The sequence below is a fragment of the Haladaptatus sp. CMAA 1909 genome, from assembly GCF_043952005.1.
GTDB lineage: Archaea > Halobacteriota > Halobacteria > Halobacteriales > Haladaptataceae > Haladaptatus.
Genome location: NZ_JBIOAV010000001.1, coordinates 2,496,998 through 2,519,435, shown reverse-complemented (window position 1 = coordinate 2,519,435; position 22,438 = coordinate 2,496,998). Strand labels below are relative to the sequence as shown.

The window sequence follows — 22,438 nt, the reverse complement described above, 5'->3', positions numbered from 1 at the left end:
ATGACGGTGTTATTCGGTGGTACAGGTATCACAGTCATGTCCGACAGCGACCCGTCGTTCTCGATTCCACACCGGCCGCGCCGGACGTATCCGCAACAAGGCGGCGTCCGCTACGAGGGAGAGACGTTCTTCCGCCTGTCGCCGAGTTCCGACCCCACCGAGAGCGACCTCCTGACACTCGTCAAGGACGTGCTAGACGGGGAGGCCTACACCTACGGCGATTGGTTCGACCTTCCCGTCCCGATGTACCTCGTCCGCGACCGAGAGCGCGATACCACGTTCCGCGTCGTCGTCAGATACGGATCTATCGAACTGCACGTCCTCCCGGACACGCGTTCGTCGGGTCTGCAGGCCATTTATCACCGACTGATCGCACGGTCCGACATCTCGTGGCGCGTTTCCTGTGAATCGAATCCAACCTGAGATATCGAATTGGAGTACAACCATTATATACCGTCGGCGGGTGAATGGAAACTAATGGTGCTCCAGGTAGACACACGCGATTGGACCCTCCGTACGACGAACAATCGAGACGAAATGTGGACGCTTGCGGACGAGGAAGGAATTCGGGCCGCACGGGCGGCATACCCGTCAGGGTGGCTCTTTCTGACCCGCGACACGGAGACTCGCGAACTGGTTCGACTCGCCGCAGCGACCGGTGGCGAATGGCAGGTAGACGAACTCGCGCGCGAACTCGACTGCGACGTCGATGCGGTCGAACGGAGTTTAGAGGACCTCGTTTCGCTTCGCGTGTTCCGTAAGGAAGAAGAGACGTATCGGCCCAACACCGAAAGCGTCGTCGCCAACGCCGTCGGAGAGTTGCGGAGCGCGGCGGACGAACGCGGCGCATCCGACGGCTTTCGCGACCTCGCACATCCCGAGGAAGTTCGCCTGCTCTTGGACGCCCTCCTCGCCATGGACGAAACGGAGGAGTTCACGCAGGACGACCTGCACGACCACGTCGGACTCTCCCGGAAAGCAGTGTGGATGCACGTCGAACAGTTGGAGGAACTCGACGTCCTCACACCGTCCGGTGATGGCTACAAAATAAACGATTCGAGTTCAGTCTTCGCTCACGTCAGAGCGCTCAACGCCGCCGTCCTCGGCACCGCTCTCTCTCCCTAAGCGGTCTGTGTTTGGCCGAGGTCGGGACCGACGTAGCGTTCTTCCCACTCACGGCGCGCTTCGATTTCGCGCGCACCTCTGCGCGTGAGCGTGTAGTAGTTCGTCCGACGGTCTCGCTGGCCCTTCTCCACCAATCCCTTGTCCACGAGGGAATCGAGATTCGGATACAGTCGCCCGTGATGAATCTCCTTCTCGTAGTACGCTTCGAGTTCTTCTTTGATCGCGAGGCCGTGCGGTTCGTCCAAACCAGCGATGACGTACAGCAAGTCCCGCTGGAAACCAGTCAGGTCGTGCATGGTTCTCCCTATCCCTACAGAATCATGCAACAGACAAAAGAGTGATGGCCGGAGTGAGATATACCCGACGCCCGCTTGCGATTTTTTCGATACGCGTCTTCACCGGCCTTTCTCCGGAGAGTATTGATAAATCGATACGAACCGGCTCTCCCCAAACTCTATAGATACTCCCGCGCCCGTCACGTCCCGGAGGAGGACACGTCGAAAAAAGGACCGCTCGAACCGCGTGTGACGACAGAAAACGTATACGTTTCTGAACCGGTCTACCGTGTCTCCCGATACATCAGGAAGGCAACCGATATATTTCATCATATTACGTGCTAACGGATTCAACCGCGGATTTATGTCCGTGTGAACGGTTGGATTTTTCATGGCAATTCGGGACGACCAACCCGACTTCGAGACGTACCGCACCGCTCTCGGACACGAACCCCCCGACGCCCACCCCTCCCTCGCGGACGACTTGCAGAGCGCCATCGACGGGGAGGTCCGGTTCGATCGATACACTCGCGTCCTGTACGCGACCGACGGGAGTATCTATCAGGCCCAACCCGCAGGCGTCGTCCTTCCCACGGACGTGGAGGACGTGCAGGCCGCCGTCAGCGTCGCGGCCGACCACGACATGCCCGTCCTCCCGCGCGGTGCCGGGTCCTCGCTCGCCGGGCAAACCGTCGGGCCGGGGTGTATCGTCCTCGACTGCTCGCGGCACATGGATTCGATTCTCGACGTGGACCCCGACGCCCGGCAGGCGGTCGTGGAACCCGGCGTCGTGCAGGACGATTTGGACGACCACCTCGAACAGTGGGGGCTGAAGTTCGCCCCCGACCCCGCCTCCTCCAATCGAGCGACGATCGGCGGCGGCATCGGCAACAACTCCACGGGCGCACACTCCGTCCGCTACGGCATCACCGACGCCTACACCGCCGAATTGGACGTCGTCCTCGCGGACGGGTCGCTGATTCACACCCGCGACGTCGAACTCGACGGCGAGGAGTGGGACGAAATCGTCGGGAAGGACGACCAGGAAGCCGAACTGTACCGCACCGTCCGAAAACTCGTCGAGGAGAACGCGGAGGAAATCGAAGGGCGCTATCCGACGCTCAAACGCTCCGTCAGCGGCTACAACCTCCACAAAGTGATTTTCGAACGGGACGGGACGCGCTACATCAACCTCTCGAAACTGTTCGTGGGGGCGGAGGGGACCTTGGGCGTCGTCGTCCGCGCGACGCTGGATTTGGTGTCGCGTCCCGACGAAACCGCGCTCGCGCTCTACTGCTTCGACGACCTCGTGTCGGCGATGGAGGCGGTTCCGGAGGCGCTGGAGTTCGACGTGAGCGCCGTCGAGTTGATGGACGACGAGGTGTTCCGTCTGGCGCGCAACTCCTCGGAGTTCGCCGCGTACGCCGAACCGATTCCCGAAGGGGCCGCCGCAGCCCTCATGCTGGAGTTCGACGGCGAGATGTGCGACGATTTCGAGGACGCCATCGCGGAGACGAATGCCCACTTCGTCCACGCGGGCGAGGCGTTCGACGTACTCGAAGCCTACACCCCGGACGAGCAGGCGGACCTCTGGAAGCTCCGGAAGGCGGCGATTCCCCTGTTGATGAGCATGGAGGGCGACCCGAAACCGTACCCGTTCATCGAAGACGCGTCGGTGCCGCCCGAGGAACTCGCCGAGTACGTGCGCGAGTTCATGGACGTGCTCGAAGCCCACGACACGTCGGCGGCCTACTTCGCCCACGCCGGGAGCGGGACGCTCCACATCCGCCCGATTCTGAACCTCAAAGACGCGGAGGGAATCGAGACGATGCACTCCATCGCCGACGACGTGACTTCGCTCGTCCTCGACCACCACGGGTCCTTCTCGGGCGAGCACGGCGACGGACTGGCCCGAACCGAGTTCAATCCGAAGATGTACGGCCCGCAACTGTGGGCGGCGTTTCAGGACCTCAAAACGGCGTTCGATCCGGATTGGCGGCTGAACCCTGGAACCGTCGTCTTCCGCGACGAGGAGGGAGCCGACATGCGCGAACACCTCCGGTACGGACCCGAGTACTCCTCGCTCGAACCGACGACGGTGCAGGACTTCTCCGACGAGGGCGGCTTCTCGCACCTCGTGGAACTGTGTAACGGCTGTGGAACCTGCCGTCAAACCGGCAGCGAAACGATGTGTCCCTCGTATCGCGGCATGAAGGACGAGATGGCGACCACGCGGGGGCGAGCGAACATGCTCCGTGCCGCCATCAGCGGGGAGATTCCGACCGAGGAACTGTACACCGACCGGTTCCAGGAGGAGGTGCTCGACCTCTGTTTGGGCTGTAAGGGCTGTGCCCGCGACTGCCCGACTGGCGTCGATTTGGCGAAGTTGAAAGCGGAGGTGAAACACGCCCATCACGAGGAGCGCGGCCCGAGTCGTCGGGACCGCTTCTTCGCGAACGCGGACACGATTTCGGCGCTCGGGAGCGCGCTCGCCCCGGTTTCAAACTGGGCGACGAAACTTCCGGGGTCGGACGTCATCGCCGAGAAACTCCTCGGAATCGCGCCCGAACGGGACCTCCCGTCGTTCAGCAGGGAGTCCTTCGAGGAGTGGTTCGAGGCGCGCGGCCCCCGCGTTCCGAAGGACATCGCCACGGAGCACGTCGTCCTCGTGCCCGACACCTTCACGAACTACAGCTATCCCGCACCCGGCAAGGCCGCCGTCCGCGTCCTCGAAGCGGCGGGCGTCCACGTGCAAGTTCCCTCAAACCTCGCGCCGAGCGGCCGGGCGGCCTACTCCGAGGGCTTTCTCGATACGGCGAAAGAAAACGCGGAGAAGAACGTCTCGGCGCTCGAACCGGCTGTTTCGAAGGGTTGGTCGGTCGTCTTCGTGGAACCCTCCGACGCGGTGATGGTGCAGGACGAGTATCAGGACCTCGTGTCGGACTCCGCCGTCGAGCGGGTCGGCGCGAGCACCTTCGGCGTCTGCGAATTCGTGGACAGGAAGCGACTCGACGACGACATCGAGTTCCGCGAGGTGACGGAGTCGCTCTCCTATCACGGCCACTGCAACCAGAAGGCGCTCGGGCGGGACCACCACGCCGTCGGCGTCCTCCGGCGGGCGGGCTACGCGGTGGACCCCTTGGAGAGCGGGTGTTGTGGCATGGCAGGCAGTTTCGGCTACCGCGCCGAACAGTACGACCTCTCGCAGGCCATCGGTCGAATCCTGTTCGAACAGGTGGACGAGAGCGACGCCGAAACCGTCGTCGCGCCCGGCGCGTCCTGCCGGACGCAACTTGAAGGCCACGACTCGCGTCCGCCCCATCCCATCGAAAAGGTAGCGGAGGCGCTCCCACGGGGGAGCACGTCGTACTGACGCGATTCACCGTTTCCGACCCGTTTTTGGCCGTTTCAGCCGAGGAAGTACATCGCGGCGAAGAACAGGACGAGCAACGCGAGCAACACCATCACCGGCTTGAACGCGTTCAGTATCGAACTATCCGGTTTCTTCGGGCCGGAACTGGTGAGTGGACCATCCATAGTTTCGATTTTCCAACTCGTGTGGTAAGTCTTGTGGTGGGGATGCCGAGCGAGTACCGGCCGAATTTCCACTTATAAACCATTAAGGTACCGCCGTCCGATTTTCCGAACATGAAACTCGGGACGGGGCTGTTCACCTGTCAGCGACGACCGGACGACGACCGCTCGATGACCGAGATTTACGACGAGATGCTCGAACTCGGCGAGGTCATCGACGACTCCGGCCTCGACAGCATGTGGGTGTCGGAACACCACTTCGCGGAGGACGGGTACCTCCCGGCCACCATGCCCTCGCTCGCGGCGCTCGCCGCTCGCACCGAAACCGTCGAAATCGGGACCTGTATCGCACTCGCGCCGCTCTACGACGGAGTTCGCCTCGCCGAGGACGCCGCGACGGTGGACCTGCTCGCCGAAGGGCGACTGACGATGGGTCTCGCCATCGGGTCGAACCCCCGCGAGTTCGAATCGTTCGGCGTCCCCCGAGAGGAGCGCGTGGAACGCATGACCGACCTGACGGCCCTCCTCCGCGCCTCGTGGTCCGACGGACCGCTCGACTACGACGCCGAGTTCCACGACGTGTCCGCCGACGTGAGCGTGACGCCGAAACCCGAATCGGAGATACCTATCATGTACGGCGGGTCGGTCAAACCCGCCGTCCGACGCGCCGCCCGCGTCGCGGACGCGTGGTGTGCACCCTCCTCGCTCTCCATCGAGGGAGTCAAAAAGCGAAAGGAGGACATCGAACGCGTCCGCGAGAAGGAAGACATCGAGGGGGACTTCGAGGTGTACGTCCTCCAGCACGGCTTCGTCGCCGACTCGAAGGAGGAAGCGTGGGAGATCATGAAACCCGGTTTCTTCTACATCCAGCGACGCTACGCCGAAATCTTCTCCGGCGAATCGGTGGACGAACTCGACCCCGAACGGAAGGAAGAACTGAAAGAACAGGCCATCTTCGGCACGCCCGAGCAGGTAGCAGGGGAGTTGAACGAGTACCGCGACGCGCTGGGCGACGACGTCCACTTCATTTTCCGCACCTACCACCCCGGCATCGGCACCGACGCGATGGTGGAGTGCGTGGAACGGTTGGGGAACGAAGTTGCACCGGTCGTTCGCGAGTAAAGTACTATACGCGAGGAGCACACACCCCCACCGTTTCCGTTGTTTTACGGCCGCTCGGCGACGAACGTGTCGAGGGAGTCCAACAGTTCCGTGCTTCCATCGACGAGCACTTCCTCCATCACCGCCGCGTGTTCGTCGTCGATGTCGAAATCGGAGTCCTCGACGGCGGCTTTCGATTCGGCGATGTCCGCCGCCTCCATGAAGGTGAACAGGAAATCGCCGTCGGCCGTGGAGCGGAGGAACCGACATTCCGTATAGACACCCTCGTTGTCGAGGGTTTCGAACACCTCCTCTTCCCGCGACTCCAGTTCGGCACACCACTCGCGGAGACGCTCCGTTTTTCCGGGACGGATTTCCTGTCTGACGAGGACGACGTCGGTCATGACCGACCCGACGTGTGAACGGAACAATAAGTTTCTGCTGGGGGACGGGAGCGGACCGGCAGACGATACGCGTCAGGGCCAGAGGCCGCGAACGCGGTGAGCTTCCCCGATACGCGAGAGGGCGACGACGTACGCGGCTTCGCGCCACGTCACCGCCCGCTTCTCGACTTCCTCGCGCACGTCGTTCCACGCGGCGAGCATCTCGGCTTCGAGTTCGTCGTTCACGCGTTCGAGCGACCACTGGCGGCGGTTGATGTCCTGTAGCCACTCGAAGTACGAGACCGTGACGCCGCCCGCGTTGGCGAGGATGTCCGGTATCACCGGGACGTCCCGCTCGGCGAAGACGGCGTCCGCGGACGCCGTCGTCGGGCCGTTCGAACCCTCGACGACGAGCGACGCCCGCACGTCGTCCGCGTTGGCCTCCGTGAGGACGTTGCCGACGGCGGCGGGAACCAATACGTCCACGTCGAGCGTGAGGAGGGCCTCGTTGCTGATGCGCTCCGCGCCGTACCGGGTGACGGCCTCCGGTTCCTCTTCGTGTGACGGGACGTCACCCGTATCGATACCGTCGGGGTCGTACGCCGCGCCGTTCACGTCGGAAATCGCGACGACTGTCGCCTCCCACTTGTCGAGGAGGCGGGCGGCGTTCGCGCCGACGCTTCCGAATCCCTGTACCGCGACGGTCGTTCCGTCGAGGCCGAAATCGTAGTACTCACACGCCTCGCGGGTTACGAGCGCCACGGAGCGGCCGGGTGCCTCTCCGCGTCCGAACGAGCCGCCGATGACCGGCGGTTTCCCCGTGACGACGCCGGGTTGGGTTTCGCCCTCCTGCATCGAGTAGGCATCCATGAACCACGCCATCGTCTGGGCGTCGGTTCCCATGTCGGGAGCCGGGATGTCGCGGTTCGGCCCGACGGTGTCGCGGAGTTCCTGTGCGAACCGTCGGGTCAGGCGCTCCCGTTCCGTCTCCGAGAGGCGCTTCGGATTCACGACGAGGCCGCCCTTCGCGCCCCCGAAGGGGATGTCCATGACGGCGCACTTCCACGTCATCCACATCGAGAGGCCGATACACTCCTCCTCGGTGACGCCGGGATGGTACCGGAGGCCGCCCTTGTAGGGCCCCCGCACGCTGTCGTGTTGTGCTCGATAGCCGGTGAACACCTCCACGGACCCGTCGTCGCGCTTCAGCGGGACGGTAACGCGATGGACGTGTCTGGGGTACCGCAGGCGTTCGACGATGTTCGGGTCGATATTCATACCCTCGGCCGCGCGATTCAACTGCCGTCTGGCGGTATCGAGCGCCGATTCCGCGGCGTCGTCGGTCGATTCGTCCGCGTCCGATTTCGATCCCGAATGTACGGTGTTGGATGCCATAGGGAAACTATTCGAGGGGCGTCCCTCTGTTACGAAGATGAACGTGGCAGTCGGTGCACGTTCCGGGGTGGTGCGTTGCCGTCACGATGGTACCGCAGCGCGGACATTCGTACTTCGATTCCGTCGTCGGGTCGTGTTCTATATCTCGCATCGGGAAGTCCTCCGGTGGACGACGACCCGCTATCGAAAACGATACGGACAGGTCGCCGCCCTACATCGCAATTTTTGCGAAGAGGGGAAGTAGGAAGCGGTTGAATAGAGAGGCAGTAAAGAACGGGTGGGGCTAGATAGTCAACCTATTCCGAGACGGACCGAATTCCGTCGAACACCGAACCGAGGAGTTTCCGCTGGACCTTTCGCACGTGTTCGTAGAACGCAGCGGACGAGATGTCGAGCATGGCGGCGACGGCGGCACCGTCGTTCGTCCGAGGAGAGTCGAAGTAGCCGCTGTAGTAGGCCGTCTGGACGACTTCGAGTTGTCTATGGGTGATCTCGTCCAAGAACCGTTCGCGGAACCGACCCCCGGTTTCGGGTGGTCGCTCGCGTTCGCGCTGTGCGACGAGTTCGGACGACGGGTAGACGTCCGAGAGAACGTCGTCGATGGTTCGGACCGTGACGGGCGAGGGGACGAATATCGTCGCCGTCGTGTCGCCGTTATCGGAGCGGAGGCGTTCGAGCGTCGCACCCGACTCCGCCAACCTGGTCGCGACGAACGGCGAGGTGAGCGTCAACTGCACCAATCCGCCGTCGGCGTGGGTCGAAACGACGCGGGCGGATTCGACGGCGACGACGGTATTTGCGGCCGTAACGACGGCGTCCGGCGAAGCGTTCGACACGGAGACGAGGATTCGGGCACCCGGGTCGAGTTCGCGGACGCCGCCCTTCAGTTCGAGGGTGGCGTCCGTCCGCCGCGAGAGCGCGTGCAGGACGCAGGTTTCGTCCGTGATGCGGTAGTCGAGTTCGACGACGGTGTCGCTCACGAGCGCCCGCTTTCGCTCGGCCGACTGAATGGCGGACGCGATGGTTTCCCCGAGTTCGGAGATGACCGTCCGCGCCCTGTCGTCGAACGCGTCCGGACGACCGGCGTACACCGAAAGGGCTCCGTAGGCGGCATCGCCGTGCGTCAGCGGAACGGCGATTATCGACTGGAACCCGCGCGATATCGCTTCCTTCCGCCACGACGTCCCCCGCAAATCGTCCGCGACGTTCGAGACGACCGAGACGGACCCCGTCGCCGCCGTTCTCCCCGCTGGGTCGCCGGATTCGGACAGGTCGACGGCGTCGAGATATCCCCGGTCGTCGCCCGACCACGCACGGGGTTCGATGACGCCCGTACTCGGGTCGATGTCGCCGACCCACGCGAAATCGAATCGGTCGCTCGCGGTCAAGAGTTCACACACTTCGGACTCTATCTCCTCGCGCGAGTCCGCCCGAACGAGGGCGTGATCGATTTCGCGGATTATCCCGTTCGTCCGGTTCAACCGGGAGAGTTGGCGGTTCCGTCGCTGGAGTTCCCGGTCGCGGTCGCGCAGTTCGTCTTCCCGTTCGATACGGTCCAGCGCCGCCTCGACGGTCGCCGCGAGGAGGTCGATTATCTCCCTCGTTACCGCGTCGAGGGACCCGCGTTCGTCCGCCGCGACGAAGACGCCGTGATCCCGGAGCGGGATGAAGAGACCGCTCCGTCGTTCGATAGCGGTCGGGGAGAAGACGACGGGGTCGTCCGCGTCGTCGAACTCGACCGTCGTCTGTTCGACGAACGCCCGTCCGAGCGCGCTCGGTTCGTCGAGTCGGACCGTCGGCAGCGCACCCGAGAGGGATTCGATGGCCTCCGTCGCCGCGGCGGGCCACAGTTCGTTCGCGTCCGTGTCGAAGAAGTAGACGGCACAGTCGTCCACGTCGAAGATGTCGGTCGCGTCGTCGGTGACGAGCGTGGCGATTTCCCGAGTCGTCTCCGCGTAGAGGAGGTCGCGGCTCGTCCGATGGAGCGCGGTCAACGCCCGCTCGCGTTCCTTTCGCTTGGTGATGTCGCGGCAACTGTAGAGCGTCGTCCCTCCCTGAATCGAAACCCGCTTCACGTTGACGAGGAGCGTGTGTTCGCGCCCCGCTTTATCCGTTGCGGTACACTCGACGTTCGTGAGCAACCCGTGGGAGTCGAGCGCTTCCCGGTCGAAGAGGTCGTCACCGAGGAGGGCGTCGATGCTCCCGAGGTCCCGAATCTCCTCGACCGAGTAGCCGAAGATGTAGTGGACGTTCGGACAGATGTAGGTAAACTCGCCCGCGTCGTCGGTGACGAGGACGGTGTCCGTCATGTTGTTGAGCGTGACCCGGTGGAGTTCCTCGGACTCGCGGAGTTCCCGTTCGAGGTGGGCGCGTTCGCTCACGTCGAGCGCTTCGACCACGACGCTGACGATGGTCCCCCCTCGGTCGGTCACCGGACGGAACGAGACGTCGAGTTCGACGGACCCGTCCGGAGCGTCGAAGGACGTTTCGAACCGCGCGACTGAACCGCCCCTCGCGGTTCGAAGGGCGTCCTGAACCGCCTCGGGGGACGCGTCCGATCGGACCCACCACGGCGATTCGGCGAACGACGCTCCGGCCACCGACTCCGGTGAAACATCGAGAAAGTCGAGGGCGGTGTGGTTCGTTCGCCGAAGCGTTCCGTCCGGGTCGATGACCCACATGAACGACCGGGGGTCGTCGAAGAGCGCATCGAACTGACGCGCTCTTCGGCGGCGGGTCAGCGCCGTTCGATATTCGACCGCGGCCCGGCGAATGCGTCGGAGGAGGTCCTCCGTGAGTGAGGGTTGAGCGTCGACAGGAACGTACTCCGTCACGTCGGCGGCGACGGCCCTGCTGGCGACGGTCGCGTCCGCGTCGGCGTCGAGGAGGACCACCGGAAGGTCGGGGTAGAGGGTTCGAACGACTTCCAGAAAGCTCACGCCAGACATATCCGCCAGGTCGGGTGCACAGACGATACAATCGACGTCGCCCGGTTGTGACGTGAGCCACTCGTACCCGTCGTGGCCGCGAACCGCGGTCGTGACGAGGACTTCCTCGGCGGTCGAAAGGCCAGAGACGAGCGATTCCCGCCAGTTCGGGTCGCCGACCACGAGGACCGAAATCGGTCCCGTGGGAGAGTCCGCGGGGCGTCGCGTCGGTTCCATGGTGGGGAGATGACGCAAGGAGTTGTTAAATCACGTCGGTATTCGAATCGAGTGCGAACCGCGGTCAACGAACGGCGCGGGGAAGAGCCGCGTGATGGAGGACAGTCGAACGAACCGTCTCGCTGTACGAGCGTCGAAGAGAAGGCGGACGTTTCCGCCGTCGCTCGAACCGCGCACCGGCAGTCGCTGAAATCCGCCGAAAACCATCGAACTCACTCCGCGAACAGCGTCCGGTCTACGGACGGTTCGGCGTGGTCGTTCTCGGAACGGGTCGGCAGTCGCGCCAAGAGACTCATCACCGCGGCACCACCCCGCAGCAGATGCGGTTCGAGGGCGTTCGGGAGGCAGTCGCGGGACGAGAGCAGCGAGGCCAAGCCCCGACCCCTCGACCGTTGTCCCGCTATCGCCTCCTCGACGTCGGGGCGACGGCTTCCCTCGACGCGACGGAGGACGGCGTTCGGAATCGGCCCATCGCCGCGGGTGAGCGCCGGCGTCAACAGACGGTGTGCGACGACGGCGTCCTGAATGGCGAGGTTGTTGCCCTCGGCACCGATTGGCGACGCGACGTGCGCGGCGTCTCCGATGAGCAGGAATCCGTCGTCCGTCCACCGGTCCGCGAGGCCGGAGCGTATCGAAAGCAGCGAGCATTGGTCGAAGGACGTCAGGTCTGATTCCACGCTGTCCGCGATCGCGGGTTCGATTCCCGCGACGGTGCGTCGAAACCGTGCGATGCCACGGTCCCGCATTGCGGGATACCGTCCGGCAGGAATCAGCAACCCGTACTGCGATTCGTGCTCGCTGAGCGGGGAGTAGACCAGTACTCCCTCCTCCTCGATGCGAATGTGGGTCGTGAAGTCCGCCGCCGCGCGCGGCAGCCTGAACCAGACGACTTCAGCGCCGGTTTCGTCCATTTCCACGCCGATTCCGGCGGCCTTCCGGGTCGTCGAAAACCGACCGTCCGCCCCGACGACGAGTCGGCTACTGATTTCGTGTTCCTCGCCGCCGGGACGGGACGTGGCGGTGATTCCGGCGACCGCACCGTTCTCGAGGCGAAAGCCGTCGAACGTCGTTCCGCTGTGAAACGTGAACGTATCGAACTCCCGAGCGCGTTCGATGAGGAGTCGAAGCAGCGGCGGCTGTTTCAGCAACAGCACCCGCTCGTCGTTGAAATCGAACACCGGGTACGATTTTCCGTAGGCGACGACCGTTCCGCTGGAGATGGTTTCGTGGGGAAGGGCCTCGACGTCCGCGAGGAGGTCCATCTCCCCGAAGAGCCGCGGAATCGGCGGCCGAAAGCCGTAGCCTCGAAACTCGCGTTCCAACGTGCGCTGCCGTTCGACGAGGACCGTCTCGACGCCGCTTCGAGCGAGGAGATAGCTCACGACGCATCCGGCCAGTCCGGCACCGACGACGACCACGTCGGCGGACTCGGTGGTCATCGCCTGTCCCCCGCGGCGAATCTCTGCGTGAAAATGCGTCGGAGAAACGGCGAGCGACGACGAGTTCGCATGGACGAGTGAAAATCGAGGCGAAGGGGTAGAAAAGGTTTCGAGCGTGTATAATCCGAAATGGATCATCGCGCCGTCGATGAACGACGCTTAGACCGTTCCGTTGACGATGTCCGCGACGCGCTGGCGGTCGAACAGTTGCTCGTCCTCGGGAATCTCGGGGTAGGGGCCGTCGGTGTACGTCGGCCACTCGCCGAAGACGGCGGGGTAGAGCTGTTTGGCCGCCATCTCGGTCTGGAAGAGGTTCATCAGGGGTCCCTGATTTCGCCCGCCCTGCGTGTGGATGCGGCCGTTCTGCACGGCCGACACCGACTTGGTCGTCGGGTCGTCCTCCAAGCGCTCGCGGGTCTTCGTCACGTGCCGATAGTCGGACATTCCGGCGAGGCAGAGGATGACGTCGGGGTCGGCCTCGATGAGCGCCTCGTAATCGACCGTCGATTCGGTCTGTACGTCTGCGAAGACGTCCGTCGCGCCGAGGGGCCGGGTGTGAGCCGTCAGGAAACCGGGACCGTTGAGAGCGTACGTGTACATGCTGTCCTCTCCCTGCACGAGGATTATCATCGCCACGGTCGGCCGCTCGTCCTCGGGCGGGAGGTTAGACTCGATGTGCGATACCATCTCGGTGTGAACGGATTCGAGCGCCTCATAACGCTCCTCCGCCTGAAATACTCGCGCAACTTTCTCGAAAATTTCCCAGAGCGTGTAGTACTCGTAGTCACCGTCCCATCCCGACGGCGGTTCCTTGTGGGCGTTGCTGAGCGCGTTCCCGAACCACGGAGCCACGTTGTCGCCGATTTCCTCGACGTCGTCGGTGGTCCAACCCTTCATCATCGTCATGTAGGCCGGGTCGGCGAGGTGCAGGTCGCAGTCGAGTTCGTACAGCAGTTCCTTGCTCGGGTTCCACGACCCCGGCAGGTCCTGCCACTGGACGGAGACGCCCGGGAGGGGATCGAGGCATTTCCCCCAAATCGTGTCGTTGTACTCGGGGTTGTACAGCATCGCGGCGACGGCATCACCGTGTCCGGCCGCGAGCGCCATGTCGGCGTGATGGGGCAGAATCGTGAGCACGCTCTCGGGAGGTTGCTCGAACTCGACGGCACCGGCGGGCGACATCGTGACCGAGTACGGCCCGTCTTCCGATGCCGTAGTCTCGCTCCCCGATGCAGTCGCAGTCTCGGTTCCCGATGTCGTTTCCGTCGCCGTCGATTCCGCACCACTGTCGTCCGTACACCCGGCAAGCAGTCCGCCACCGATGACCGCCCCGCCGTATTTCACATAATCGCGTCGCGTCGGTGCCTCGGTCGTCCGTTTGTTGTCGTTATCGCTCATTGTTAGAACTCCCCGTTGATGATGTCAGCGAGGCGTTGGCGGTCGAACAGCCGTTCGTCCTTGAGAACTTCGGGGAAACGTTCGGGGTCGAACGCGCCGAATTCGTCCGGGTGGAGCTGTTTCGCCATCGCTTCGGTTTCGAAGTGTGCGATGATCGGTCCCTGATGCCGGCCGCAACCACGGACGACGGCATCGTTCTTCACGGCCGAAAGTTCCCGTCCGACGGGGTCATCGCTCATCGTATCGATGAATTTCGACTCGAACTCCTGCGGAGAGAGTTGGCTGATCGCTGAATCGACACAGATGTAGTCGGGGTCCATTTCGAGAAGCCCCTCGTAGTCCGTTTGATACGTTTCGGCGTCGGTGAGATCCGCGAACCCGTTCGTAACGTCGAGCACTCCGTACGGGAAGTTCCCAACTCCGGCCGCGGTAGGCGATGCGATGAAGAACGTGCCCTTACTCGGGTCCGAACCCGAGTAGATGATCCCGACGTCCGGCGTTGATTCGGGTAATCGGTCTGCGATGTCAGCCGTAAACGATTCGAGTTGGCGGGTCCACACCGACGCTCGTTCCCGTTGCTTGAATACGTTCCCGACGAGGGTGATCGCCTCCGGGAGCGTGTAGTAGGGGAACGAAAACTCCATTCCGAGCGCGTTCCCGCTCCACTCCCCGCGGATGTACGACCCGGCAAACGGCCCCACGTTGTTCTCTATCTGATCGAAACCGTCGCCGTCCCAACCCGAATAGCTGGCGACGAGTTGCTTGTCGACGATGTGAACGTCCGCGTCGATTTCGAACAGCTGTTCGGTGCTCATCGCACTGACCTCACCGAGATCAGTGACGGCGTTCTCGTCGAACGAGACGTCGGGCAACGACCGATAGTACTGGAACGGGTAGTAGCTCATCGACATCGCTATCGGCTCGTTTCCGAACGCAAAGCCGATATCCGTCCACGCACCCGAGCCCATCGTGACGTACGTTTTCGGGACTTCGTCGAACGCGACGGGACCGTACGGTTCGACGGTGACTTCGTACGAGGAATCCGTCTCGGATGTGGTCGTCGTCTTCCGCTCTGTCGTCGTTGTTTCAGACGTTTCCGCGGGTGTCGTCTCCGGTGCGCTGTCACCTGCACACCCGGCCAGTAGTCCGCCGCCGACGACCGCGCCGCCGTACTTCACGTACTCTCTCCGGGTCGGTGCCTCGGTACTACCTGTCTCGTCGCTCATGGTCAGAACTCTCCGTTAACGATGTTCGTGAGTCGCTGCCGGTCGAACAGCTGTTCTTCTTCCGGAATTTCGGGATACGCGCCGCCCGTGTAGGTTGGCCACTCGCCAAACCGCTCGGGGTACAACTGCTTGGCGGTCATCTCCAGTTGGAACAGGTTGACGAGGGGTCCCTGAAGCCGCGTCCCGAGGGGATAGATGCGGTCGTTTTCCACCGCGGAGATGGCTTGTGTAGCGCCATCGTATAGCTGCTGTCGCTTTTCGTCCATATCGGTGCCCCCCGCCATACCGTCGGTAAGGAGGAGGATGGCGGGGTCCGCGTCGATGAGTTTCTCGTAGCCCACCGAGGAATCGACCGCGATCCGTTCGAACGCGTCGACCGCGCCGAGCGGTCTCGTATGCGCACGGTAGAACCCAGGCCCGTTCATGTTGTACACGTACACCGCTTTCTCGGCGAGAATGACGTTTGCGACCGTCGGACGGTCTCCTTTCGACGGGAGATTGCTCTCGATATTCGATACCACGTTCCGATGGATCGACGTGAGAGCGTCGTACCGGTCAGTCTCGCGGAAGACCTGTGCAACCTTCTCGAACATATCCCACAAAGTGTAGTACTGATAACCCCCAGCCCAGTCGGGCGTGGTGGTGTTCCCGTTGCTGTACATGTTGCCGAAGAACGGAGCGATGTTGTTCCGAACTTCCTCTATATCGCTGCGTCCCCAGGCGTCCATCATCGCGACCATATAGACCGGGTCGGCGAGATGGAGGTCGCTGTCGAGTTCGTAGAGCAGTTCTTTACCGGGGTTCCACGTAGTAGCCACGTCCGCCCAATTGACGGAAACACCGGGGAGGCGTTCGAGGAATTTGTTCCAGATATCGTCGAAGTACTCGGGAGCGTAGATCGAATTCACCGCATCTCCGTGACCGAGTGCGACCGTCATCCCCGCGAGATGGGGACTTACGGTGAAGACGTTCTCCGGGGGTGTTTCCAACTCGACGGTGCCGACCGGTGACATCGCCACCGAGTACGGTCCATCCTCGGCCGTCGTCGTCTCGGTATCGGTCGTCGTTACGGCCTCCGAGTCAGTGCCGGTGTCTGTCTCGGTCGCTGTCCCTGCCGGGATCGTGTCCGACCCATTACTGGAACAGCCGGCAAGTAGCCCGACGACGACTGCCCCGCCGTACTTCACGTACTTCCTGCGAGTCGGGTCGCTCTGACCGCTGTCATCCTTTGACATATTATTTAGGCTCGCCTAAAATATCTTAACCCTTCTGATTTAGGCAAGCCTAAAACAATCGATATTGTGGCTCTCAGGTGCCGTTCACTCCCAATTAACGCTGACACGATTCCGACATCACGAAACCGCATGCGATTTCGGCCGCGTCGGGTGGTCGTCGAACTCGGGCTACGGACGTGTCCGGCATCACCTCCACTCTAGAGTCCTCACTCGCCGCTCATTCGGATTTCCTATCGGCGTCGTGAAGGGGATGAAGCGGCATGATTTGCGGGCTGTGTTCCGTGGACGTGACCGTCGCCTCGATTTCGAAGACGTCCGCGAGGAGGTCCTCCGTGAGAACCTCGTCGGGCGACCCGCGGGCGTAAATCGACCCGTCCTTGAGCGCGACCATCCGATCCGCGTACCGCGCCGCCTGTGAGATGTCGTGGAGGACGACGACGACCGTGATGTCGCTCTCGTCCCGGAGCGTTTCGACGATTTTCATCACTTCGAGTTGGTGATGCAGGTCGAGGAACGTCGTCGGTTCGTCGAGCAACAGGACGTCTGTATCCTGTGCGAGAACCATCGCGATCCACACCAGTTGTTTTTGACCGCCGCTGAGACTCCCGACCGGGCGCTCGCGAAGGTGTTCGACGCCCGCCAAGGAGATGGCTCGGTCGACAGCTGCCTCGTCCTCGGAGGTCATCGCCTCGAAAAATTCGCGATACGGATAGCGGCCGTGTTCGATGAGGTTTTCGACGGAGAGACTACCCGGCGAAACGTTCTCCTGTGAGAGCAGGCCGAGTTTTCGAGCCAGCTCCTTGGTCGTGAGCGAGTGGATGTCCGCTCTGTCCAGGAGAACGGTTCCGTCGTCGAGCGCGAGTTGATTGGCGAGCCCCTTCAGAAGCGTGCTCTTTCCGCTGCCGTTCGGGCCGACGAGTGCGGTCACTTCGCCCGGCGAGACGTGAACCGACTCGTCGTCGAGAATTGGTTCGTCCGAAGCAGGATAGCCGATGACTAGGTCCTCACCGCTGAACTCGCTCGCCGAGTCAGCGGCTATACCGGTCGGTACGTCGGAACCGTCTCGACGACCGGTCGGCGATTCCGGCGTCTCGTCCAAGCGCGTCGTGTCCTTACTGGCCATCAGATTTCACCCATGTTGTCCTGTTTGCGCATCAGGTAGAGGAAGTACGGTCCACCGATGAGACCGGTGACGATTCCCACCGGAATCTGCACCGGATTCAGCGCTAGGCGCGCGCCGACGTCGGCGGCGACCATCAACGCCGGTCCGACGAACAGACAGCCGACGACGAGTTTCTTGTAGTCGCTGCCGACGATGTTGCGGACCATGTGTGGAACGATGAGTCCCACGAATCCCACGATACCCGCGACGGCGATGCTCGCCGCGGCCGCCAGCACGGCGATTCCCGACAACAGGAACCGGACCTTCTCGACGTTCATTCCGAGCGATTTCGCCGTTTTCTCGCCGAGCAGGAGGAGGTTGAGCTGTCGGGAACTGATGAGGGCCAGCAGCATGGTGACGACTGTCCACGGGAGGGCCATTCGAACCTGCTCCCAGTCGGTTCCTGTCAAGGACCCGGTCGTCCACGCGATGGCGGACTGAACGACGCCGAGGTCGTCGGCGAAGAAGAAGAGCGCCGTCTGGAGCGACCCGAACACCGTTCCGACGATGACGCCGGCCAGCACGAGTCGGACGGGAGACGTGCCGTTTTTCCACGCGATGGCGTACACGATGAGGAACGCGACGGCACCACCGATGGATGCGATGAGCGGGAGGAACGTCGACAACCCGGAGAACACGACCAGCGTGAGCAGAATCATCAACCCCGCGCCCGAGGAGACGCCGAGAATGAACGGACTCGCCAGTTCGTTTCTCGTCACGGCCTGGAAGATGGCACCCGAGATGGCGAGGTTCATCCCGACCAGGATCGCGACGAACACGCGCGGGAGACGGATGTTCCAGACGATGAGGCTCTGTTTGCCCATCTCCGGGACCTCGGCGCCGAGAAGGAAGGCTTTCCACGCTTGCAAGCTGAAAATCACGTCGGGATTGAACACGGCGTGCCACGCCTCCGCGATGGTCATGCTGAACGCGCCGAAGCTCACTTGGACGAGCGCGCCAGCGACGACGACCAAAACGCTCCCGACACAGAGGGTGAACAACGACCCGTCGAACCAACCGAGCCACTGCTCTCGGAGGCTCGTCGATTCGGAATTGGAAACCGATTTACTCGCCATCGTCTCAGTCCTCGCTCGTCTCGGACGCTTGCCGCTCGGCCTCGATATCGCGGGCAGCGTCGAGAATGCGTTCGTCGTCGATATGTTCGAGCAGCCGTTTCTGACCGCGCTCGACCCGTCGGTCTATCTCCTCGTCGGAGAGGTACGTCGCGAACTTCCGGTCTATCTCCTGCTCTCGGAGTTCGACCAGACGTTCCTCGTCGAGGTCGTGGTCGTCCGGGGTGCGTTCGTCGAACCACTCCCGCCATCTGTCGGGGTCGGCCCACTCCCCGGTCAGGTTGGCGTCACGACGTATCCAGTCCCAGTGGTCGGCGATATCGTCGGGGAACCCGCGTTCGCGTCGGACCTCCGCGAGTATCGTCCGGGCGACTCGCGCACCCTGACCGGCAGAAATTATCGCCTGTGCTTCCGCGTCGCCCGCCGGGGCGGCCACGTACAACCCGTCGATCGGCGTCGTTCCGTCCTCGTCCGGGTAGTCCCGGTCGAAGTGTTCGTGTTCCTCGCCGCCGTGACTGTGCGTTACGAACATCTCCTCCGCGTCGTCGAGGGGGCGAAGGAAATCGGCGTCGTATCTGGCGGCCGCCACGACGCGTTCGGCCGTGACGGTATCCCCGTCCTGCGTTTCGACGAGGAAGCCGTCGCCGTCCCGGTCGACCGACTCGACCATGTCCGAGACGAGTTCACAACCCGCTTCCTCGGCGTGGTCGTGCATCAAGGCGTACAGCGTCCCGATGTCGATGCCCGCGGGGAAACCGAGATAGTTCTCCAGGTACGCACACCGCTGAATCGAGGAGTTACCGCGGTCGAAGATGACCGTGTCGAGACCGTATCGCGCGGTGAACAGACCCGCCGAACAACCCGTCGGACCGCCGCCGGCGATGACGACGTCGTAGTCGAATTCGGCGTCCCCGCCGGTGGCATCACCGGTGCTCATGGAGAGAACCCCCCTCGATGAAGTCCGCGATGCGCTGCCGGGAAGCTTTCACGGACGAAGGTCGCTTTCCGGCGGAGTGCCGTTCGGAGCTCTCGCGCGGTGTGCCTTCGATTCTGTCCGTCGCCTCCCGTCGAACGTTTGCGGAGTCGCGTCGTGTGGGTATCTCGTCTGTCAGGTCGTTCACCATGGGTTTAGGTCCGCCTAAATCGTACAAAAACGTTCCGACTTTTAGGACAGCCAAAAGCCGGCAATCCGTGGCGCACAGAGCACGAGTCAGTACCGCACATCGGTGGTCGTTCTCGGAAACCCGTCGTCGGAATATGCGATAGGCGGCAGTATCTCTACCGCCACGAATCGACGTTTCCACGGGCGAAATATGAAAACTCGTCCCCAACATCACCCCGCGTGGCAAAAGCGGTTAGTTTCGACCGTCCGAACGACCGCCCATGCAAGCCGATGAAATCGATCCGCAGGCGCGGGCGGCGGTCGAACGGCAAGACCGGCTTCCGCTCCCGCACAGTCGCCGCGGACTGAAGCTCCTCCGCCTCATCAGCCGGGGTACGATGCGGATACGGAACCGAAACCCGCCCGTCGTCGGCGCGACCGTCGACCGAAGCATTCCCGGTCCAGCAGGTGACCTCGACACCCGCCTCTACCTCCCGGACGCCGACGGGCCGTTTCCCACGGTCGTCTTCTTCCACGGCGGGGGGTTCGTCCTCGGCAGCATCGCGACGCACGATTGGCTCTGCCGTCACCTCACCCGGGAGAGCGGCTGTGCCGTCCTCTCGGTCGACTACCGACTCGCTCCGGAACACCCCTTTCCCGCGGCGGTCGAGGACGCGTACGCCGCCGTCGAGTGGGCGGCCGCGAATCCGGCCGCCGTCGATGGGAATGGGGACATCGCGGTCGCGGGCGACTCCGCGGGCGGGAACCTCGCGGCCGTCGTCGCCCTCATGGCCGCCGAACGCGACGGCTCCGCTTCCGGTGGCGACCGGACGGCGGCCGGTGGCACACCGAATCGCGCTGTTCCCGAAGTCGCCTATCAGGCGCTCATCTACCCCGCCGTCGGCGTCGAGGAGGACCAGCGGTCCGTACGAGAACACGCGGGTATCGTCCTCAGCAAAGCCGACATGGAGTGGTACGACCGCTGTTATTACGCGAGCGAGATCCACGAGCGAAACCCGTACGCCGACCCGACGAACGCCGCCGACGTCTCCGGTATCGCGCCGGCGACCGTCGTCACCGCCGGATACGACCCGCTCCGAGACGGCGGAAAGCGATACGCCGAACAGCTCGTCCACGACGGCGTTCCTACCCGCTACGAGAACTACGAGGACATGGTCCACGGTTTCGTGACGTTTCGAGGCGTGGACCGAGCTCGCGAAACTATCGCCGACGTCGGCGATGACCTCGCGGACGCGCTCGGCGCGGACTGACAGTATCGTGTAATCGCTTTCGGTCTCCCCGGTCGAGTTCCGGCTCGAGCAGAACTGTGCGACGGAACGTGTTTGTCGTCGTTACGGGTTCACTGTCGTCCCCACCGTTCCTCGATCGGAAGTCGTTCGTCAATCGGCGATCTGTCCTTTCGAGAGTGCGGGGATGACGAGGTCGTAGCGGCTCGAACTATCCCAGCCCCCGACGTCCGTGTCGTGGACGTGCGAACGAATCGCCTCCCTCTAGCCGGTTTTACACGTTACTCGGCGTGACATCGTGTCCGGGTCCGGTGATCTCGTGAATCGGCCCATCGCCGGAGGCAACGACGTCTTCGGCGAGCAGGCGATTGCTGTCGAGGTCAACGTACGAGAACGCACCCATCCCGGCTACCACGTGTGCACCGGTGTGGGTGCCGATCGAACTTTCGAGCATACAGCCGACCATACAGTCGAGATTCGCACCGCGTGCGATCGCCACGATGTCCGCGACCGCCAGCGGCCCGGACTTGCCGAGTTTGGCGTTTATGATGTCCGCAGCCCCGGCCTCGACGATTCGCACGGCGTCCGCTGGGGTGAACACCGCCTCGTCGGCGGCGATGGGCACGTCGACGTGTCGGCGCACGTCGGCCATCCCCCGAACGTCGGCGGCGGCGACCGGTTGTTCGATGAGTTCGAGTTCGATACCGTCGTCGGCGACGGCATTCGCGAAGGTTCGGGTCTCCTTCGGCGTCCACCCCTGGTTCGCATCCACTTTGATCGCCGCATCCTCTGCCACCTCTCGAACGGCGACGACGCGCTCGACGTCCTCGTGCACGTCGTTCCCGGTCTTGATTTTGAGGTGGTCGAATCCCGATTCGACCGCTTCCTCCGCACGACGTACGGTCCCTTCGACGGAGTCGATTGGAACCGTTATGTCGGTCTCGACCGGTGCAGGCATCCCGCCGAACAGTTCCGAGAGTGCGATATCGCGTTCGCGGCAGAACGCGTCGAGCACGGCCGTCTCGACCGCGAAGTTGGCAGACACCGCTCCGGGAAACGTGCTCCGAAGCGCTTCGACGAGGCGTCGGTAGTCCCCGACCGGCCGACCCTCGACCACCGCCGCCGCGGCGCGTGCAGTCGCGAGCGCCGCCTCGCGCGTCTCCCCGGTGACGGGGGGGACTGGTGCACCCTCACCGTACCCGACGACGCCGGACTCGGTTTCGGCCGTCACGAGGACGTTCGCCGCCTCGTGCTGGACGCCCAGCGAAATCTCGAACGATTCGGTCAGCGGGAGGTCGAGCGGTTGCGCCGTGATGTCGACGATTCGACTCATCTGTACTCTCCCGATACGTCGTGATCCGTTCCGGTTCGAGGTCTATTCCGAGCGGTTTCCCACGGTCGGAGGGGGCCTCCCGGTCGTTTCCGCGTCTTCCCGCCGGTCTCACCGAACTCCTCGTCCGCGAGTACGACGGCGGTGGCGGAAGCGCCAAACGGTTCGTGAAGGCTCATACCGACTCATGGCGAGTTCCATCTAAAATCCCACAACCTCCCATAGCAGGTACCATCGCCGTCTCCGTCC

Annotated in this window: 22 protein-coding genes; 5 read left to right on the top strand and 17 right to left on the bottom strand. The window is 63.3% G+C overall.

Annotated features, from left to right (window positions below; genetic code table 11):
- The first annotated feature begins 36 nt into the window (after nt 1–36).
- Nucleotides 37–423 (top strand): hypothetical protein, encoded by a 387-nt coding sequence (locus ACGYLY_RS13725; RefSeq protein WP_395281039.1) that lies wholly within the window; start codon nt 37–39, stop codon nt 421–423.
- 54 nt (nt 424–477) lie between these two features.
- Nucleotides 478–1,125: a hypothetical protein gene (locus ACGYLY_RS13720; RefSeq protein ID WP_395281040.1), complete on the top strand. Its 648-nt coding sequence runs from the start codon at nt 478–480 to the stop codon at nt 1,123–1,125.
- Here ACGYLY_RS13720 and ACGYLY_RS13715 read toward each other — a convergent pair.
- A complete protein-coding gene (locus ACGYLY_RS13715; RefSeq protein ID WP_231186837.1) occupies nt 1,122–1,421 on the bottom strand; it encodes a PadR family transcriptional regulator in 300 nt (99 codons plus the stop codon). The two genes, ACGYLY_RS13720 and ACGYLY_RS13715, sit on opposite strands and share 4 nt — an antisense overlap.
- A gap of 370 nt (nt 1,422–1,791) precedes the next feature.
- On the opposite strand from ACGYLY_RS13715, the gene ACGYLY_RS13710 reads away from it, so the two are divergent.
- Nucleotides 1,792–4,773 carry an FAD-linked oxidase C-terminal domain-containing protein gene (locus tag ACGYLY_RS13710; protein WP_395281041.1) on the top strand — a complete coding sequence of 994 codons (2,982 nt, stop codon included), beginning with the start codon at nt 1,792–1,794 and terminating at the stop codon, nt 4,771–4,773.
- 35 nt (nt 4,774–4,808) lie between these two features.
- Here the strand turns inward: ACGYLY_RS13710 and ACGYLY_RS13705 are convergent, their stop codons facing one another.
- Nucleotides 4,809–4,937 (bottom strand): hypothetical protein, encoded by a 129-nt coding sequence (locus tag ACGYLY_RS13705; protein ID WP_395281042.1) that lies wholly within the window; start codon nt 4,935–4,937, stop codon nt 4,809–4,811.
- A gap of 111 nt (nt 4,938–5,048) precedes the next feature.
- Here ACGYLY_RS13705 and ACGYLY_RS13700 point away from each other — a divergent pair, with 111 nt between their 5' ends.
- Nucleotides 5,049–6,056, top strand: a complete 1,008-nt coding sequence (locus tag ACGYLY_RS13700) for an LLM class flavin-dependent oxidoreductase (protein ID WP_395281043.1) — start codon at nt 5,049–5,051, stop codon at nt 6,054–6,056.
- A 44-nt stretch (nt 6,057–6,100) separates the two neighbouring features.
- Here ACGYLY_RS13700 and ACGYLY_RS13695 read toward each other — a convergent pair whose 3' ends face one another.
- From ACGYLY_RS13695 to ACGYLY_RS13635, 13 genes are all read right to left on the bottom strand, one after another.
- Complete coding sequence (locus tag ACGYLY_RS13695; protein WP_395281045.1) at nt 6,101–6,439, bottom strand: DUF6176 family protein; 339 nt, start codon at nt 6,437–6,439, stop codon at nt 6,101–6,103.
- Nucleotides 6,440–6,511: 72 nt separating this feature from the next.
- Nucleotides 6,512–7,813 (bottom strand): glutamate dehydrogenase GdhB, encoded by a 1,302-nt coding sequence (gene gdhB, locus ACGYLY_RS13690; RefSeq protein ID WP_395281047.1) that lies wholly within the window; start codon nt 7,811–7,813, stop codon nt 6,512–6,514.
- A 7-nt stretch (nt 7,814–7,820) separates the two neighbouring features.
- Nucleotides 7,821–7,964 (bottom strand): rubrerythrin-like domain-containing protein, encoded by a 144-nt coding sequence (locus ACGYLY_RS13685; protein ID WP_231186833.1) that lies wholly within the window; start codon nt 7,962–7,964, stop codon nt 7,821–7,823.
- 145 nt (nt 7,965–8,109) lie between these two features.
- Entirely contained in the window at nt 8,110–10,977 is a 2,868-nt protein-coding gene (locus ACGYLY_RS13680; protein ID WP_395281048.1) for a bacterio-opsin activator domain-containing protein, read from the bottom strand.
- Between the two features lie 30 nt (nt 10,978–11,007).
- The gene (locus ACGYLY_RS13675) at nt 11,008–11,184 is read right to left on the bottom strand and encodes a hypothetical protein (protein ID WP_395281049.1); all 177 of its coding nucleotides are present in this window, start codon (nt 11,182–11,184) and stop codon (nt 11,008–11,010) included.
- 5 nt (nt 11,185–11,189) lie between these two features.
- Nucleotides 11,190–12,416 carry an FAD-dependent monooxygenase gene (locus ACGYLY_RS13670; RefSeq protein ID WP_395281050.1) on the bottom strand — a complete coding sequence of 409 codons (1,227 nt, stop codon included), beginning with the start codon at nt 12,414–12,416 and terminating at the stop codon, nt 11,190–11,192.
- Nucleotides 12,417–12,575: 159 nt separating this feature from the next.
- Nucleotides 12,576–13,814, bottom strand: a complete 1,239-nt coding sequence (locus tag ACGYLY_RS13665; RefSeq protein ID WP_395281052.1) for an ABC transporter substrate-binding protein — start codon at nt 13,812–13,814, stop codon at nt 12,576–12,578.
- 2 nt (nt 13,815–13,816) lie between these two features.
- A complete protein-coding gene (locus tag ACGYLY_RS13660) occupies nt 13,817–15,040 on the bottom strand; it encodes an ABC transporter substrate-binding protein (RefSeq protein ID WP_395281053.1) in 1,224 nt (407 codons plus the stop codon).
- A gap of 2 nt (nt 15,041–15,042) precedes the next feature.
- Nucleotides 15,043–16,275 carry an ABC transporter substrate-binding protein gene (locus tag ACGYLY_RS13655; protein WP_395281054.1) on the bottom strand — a complete coding sequence of 411 codons (1,233 nt, stop codon included), beginning with the start codon at nt 16,273–16,275 and terminating at the stop codon, nt 15,043–15,045.
- A gap of 217 nt (nt 16,276–16,492) precedes the next feature.
- Nucleotides 16,493–17,398 (bottom strand): ABC transporter ATP-binding protein, encoded by a 906-nt coding sequence (locus tag ACGYLY_RS13650; RefSeq protein WP_395281056.1) that lies wholly within the window; start codon nt 17,396–17,398, stop codon nt 16,493–16,495.
- Nucleotides 17,398–18,513 carry a FecCD family ABC transporter permease gene (locus tag ACGYLY_RS13645; RefSeq protein ID WP_395281057.1) on the bottom strand — a complete coding sequence of 372 codons (1,116 nt, stop codon included), beginning with the start codon at nt 18,511–18,513 and terminating at the stop codon, nt 17,398–17,400. Before ACGYLY_RS13645 ends, ACGYLY_RS13650 begins: the two co-directional genes overlap by 1 nt.
- Nucleotides 18,514–18,517: 4 nt before the next feature.
- Nucleotides 18,518–19,447 carry an FAD-dependent oxidoreductase gene (locus tag ACGYLY_RS13640; protein WP_395281058.1) on the bottom strand — a complete coding sequence of 310 codons (930 nt, stop codon included), beginning with the start codon at nt 19,445–19,447 and terminating at the stop codon, nt 18,518–18,520.
- Nucleotides 19,434–19,634 (bottom strand): hypothetical protein, encoded by a 201-nt coding sequence (locus tag ACGYLY_RS13635; protein WP_395281059.1) that lies wholly within the window; start codon nt 19,632–19,634, stop codon nt 19,434–19,436. Before ACGYLY_RS13635 ends, ACGYLY_RS13640 begins: the two co-directional genes overlap by 14 nt.
- Nucleotides 19,635–19,893: 259 nt before the next feature.
- Between ACGYLY_RS13635 and ACGYLY_RS13630 the strand changes: the two genes are divergently transcribed.
- Nucleotides 19,894–20,883, top strand: coding sequence for an alpha/beta hydrolase (locus ACGYLY_RS13630; RefSeq protein ID WP_395281060.1), 990 nt, complete (start codon nt 19,894–19,896; stop codon nt 20,881–20,883).
- A gap of 250 nt (nt 20,884–21,133) precedes the next feature.
- On the opposite strand, the gene ACGYLY_RS13625 is transcribed toward ACGYLY_RS13630, so the two are convergent.
- Complete coding sequence (locus ACGYLY_RS13625; protein WP_395281061.1) at nt 21,134–22,192, bottom strand: dipeptide epimerase; 1,059 nt, start codon at nt 22,190–22,192, stop codon at nt 21,134–21,136.
- Nucleotides 22,189–22,368 carry a hypothetical protein gene (locus ACGYLY_RS13620; RefSeq protein ID WP_395281062.1) on the bottom strand — a complete coding sequence of 60 codons (180 nt, stop codon included), beginning with the start codon at nt 22,366–22,368 and terminating at the stop codon, nt 22,189–22,191. The genes ACGYLY_RS13625 and ACGYLY_RS13620 overlap by 4 nt, the downstream gene beginning before the upstream one ends.
- Nucleotides 22,369–22,438: the final 70 nt, after the last annotated feature.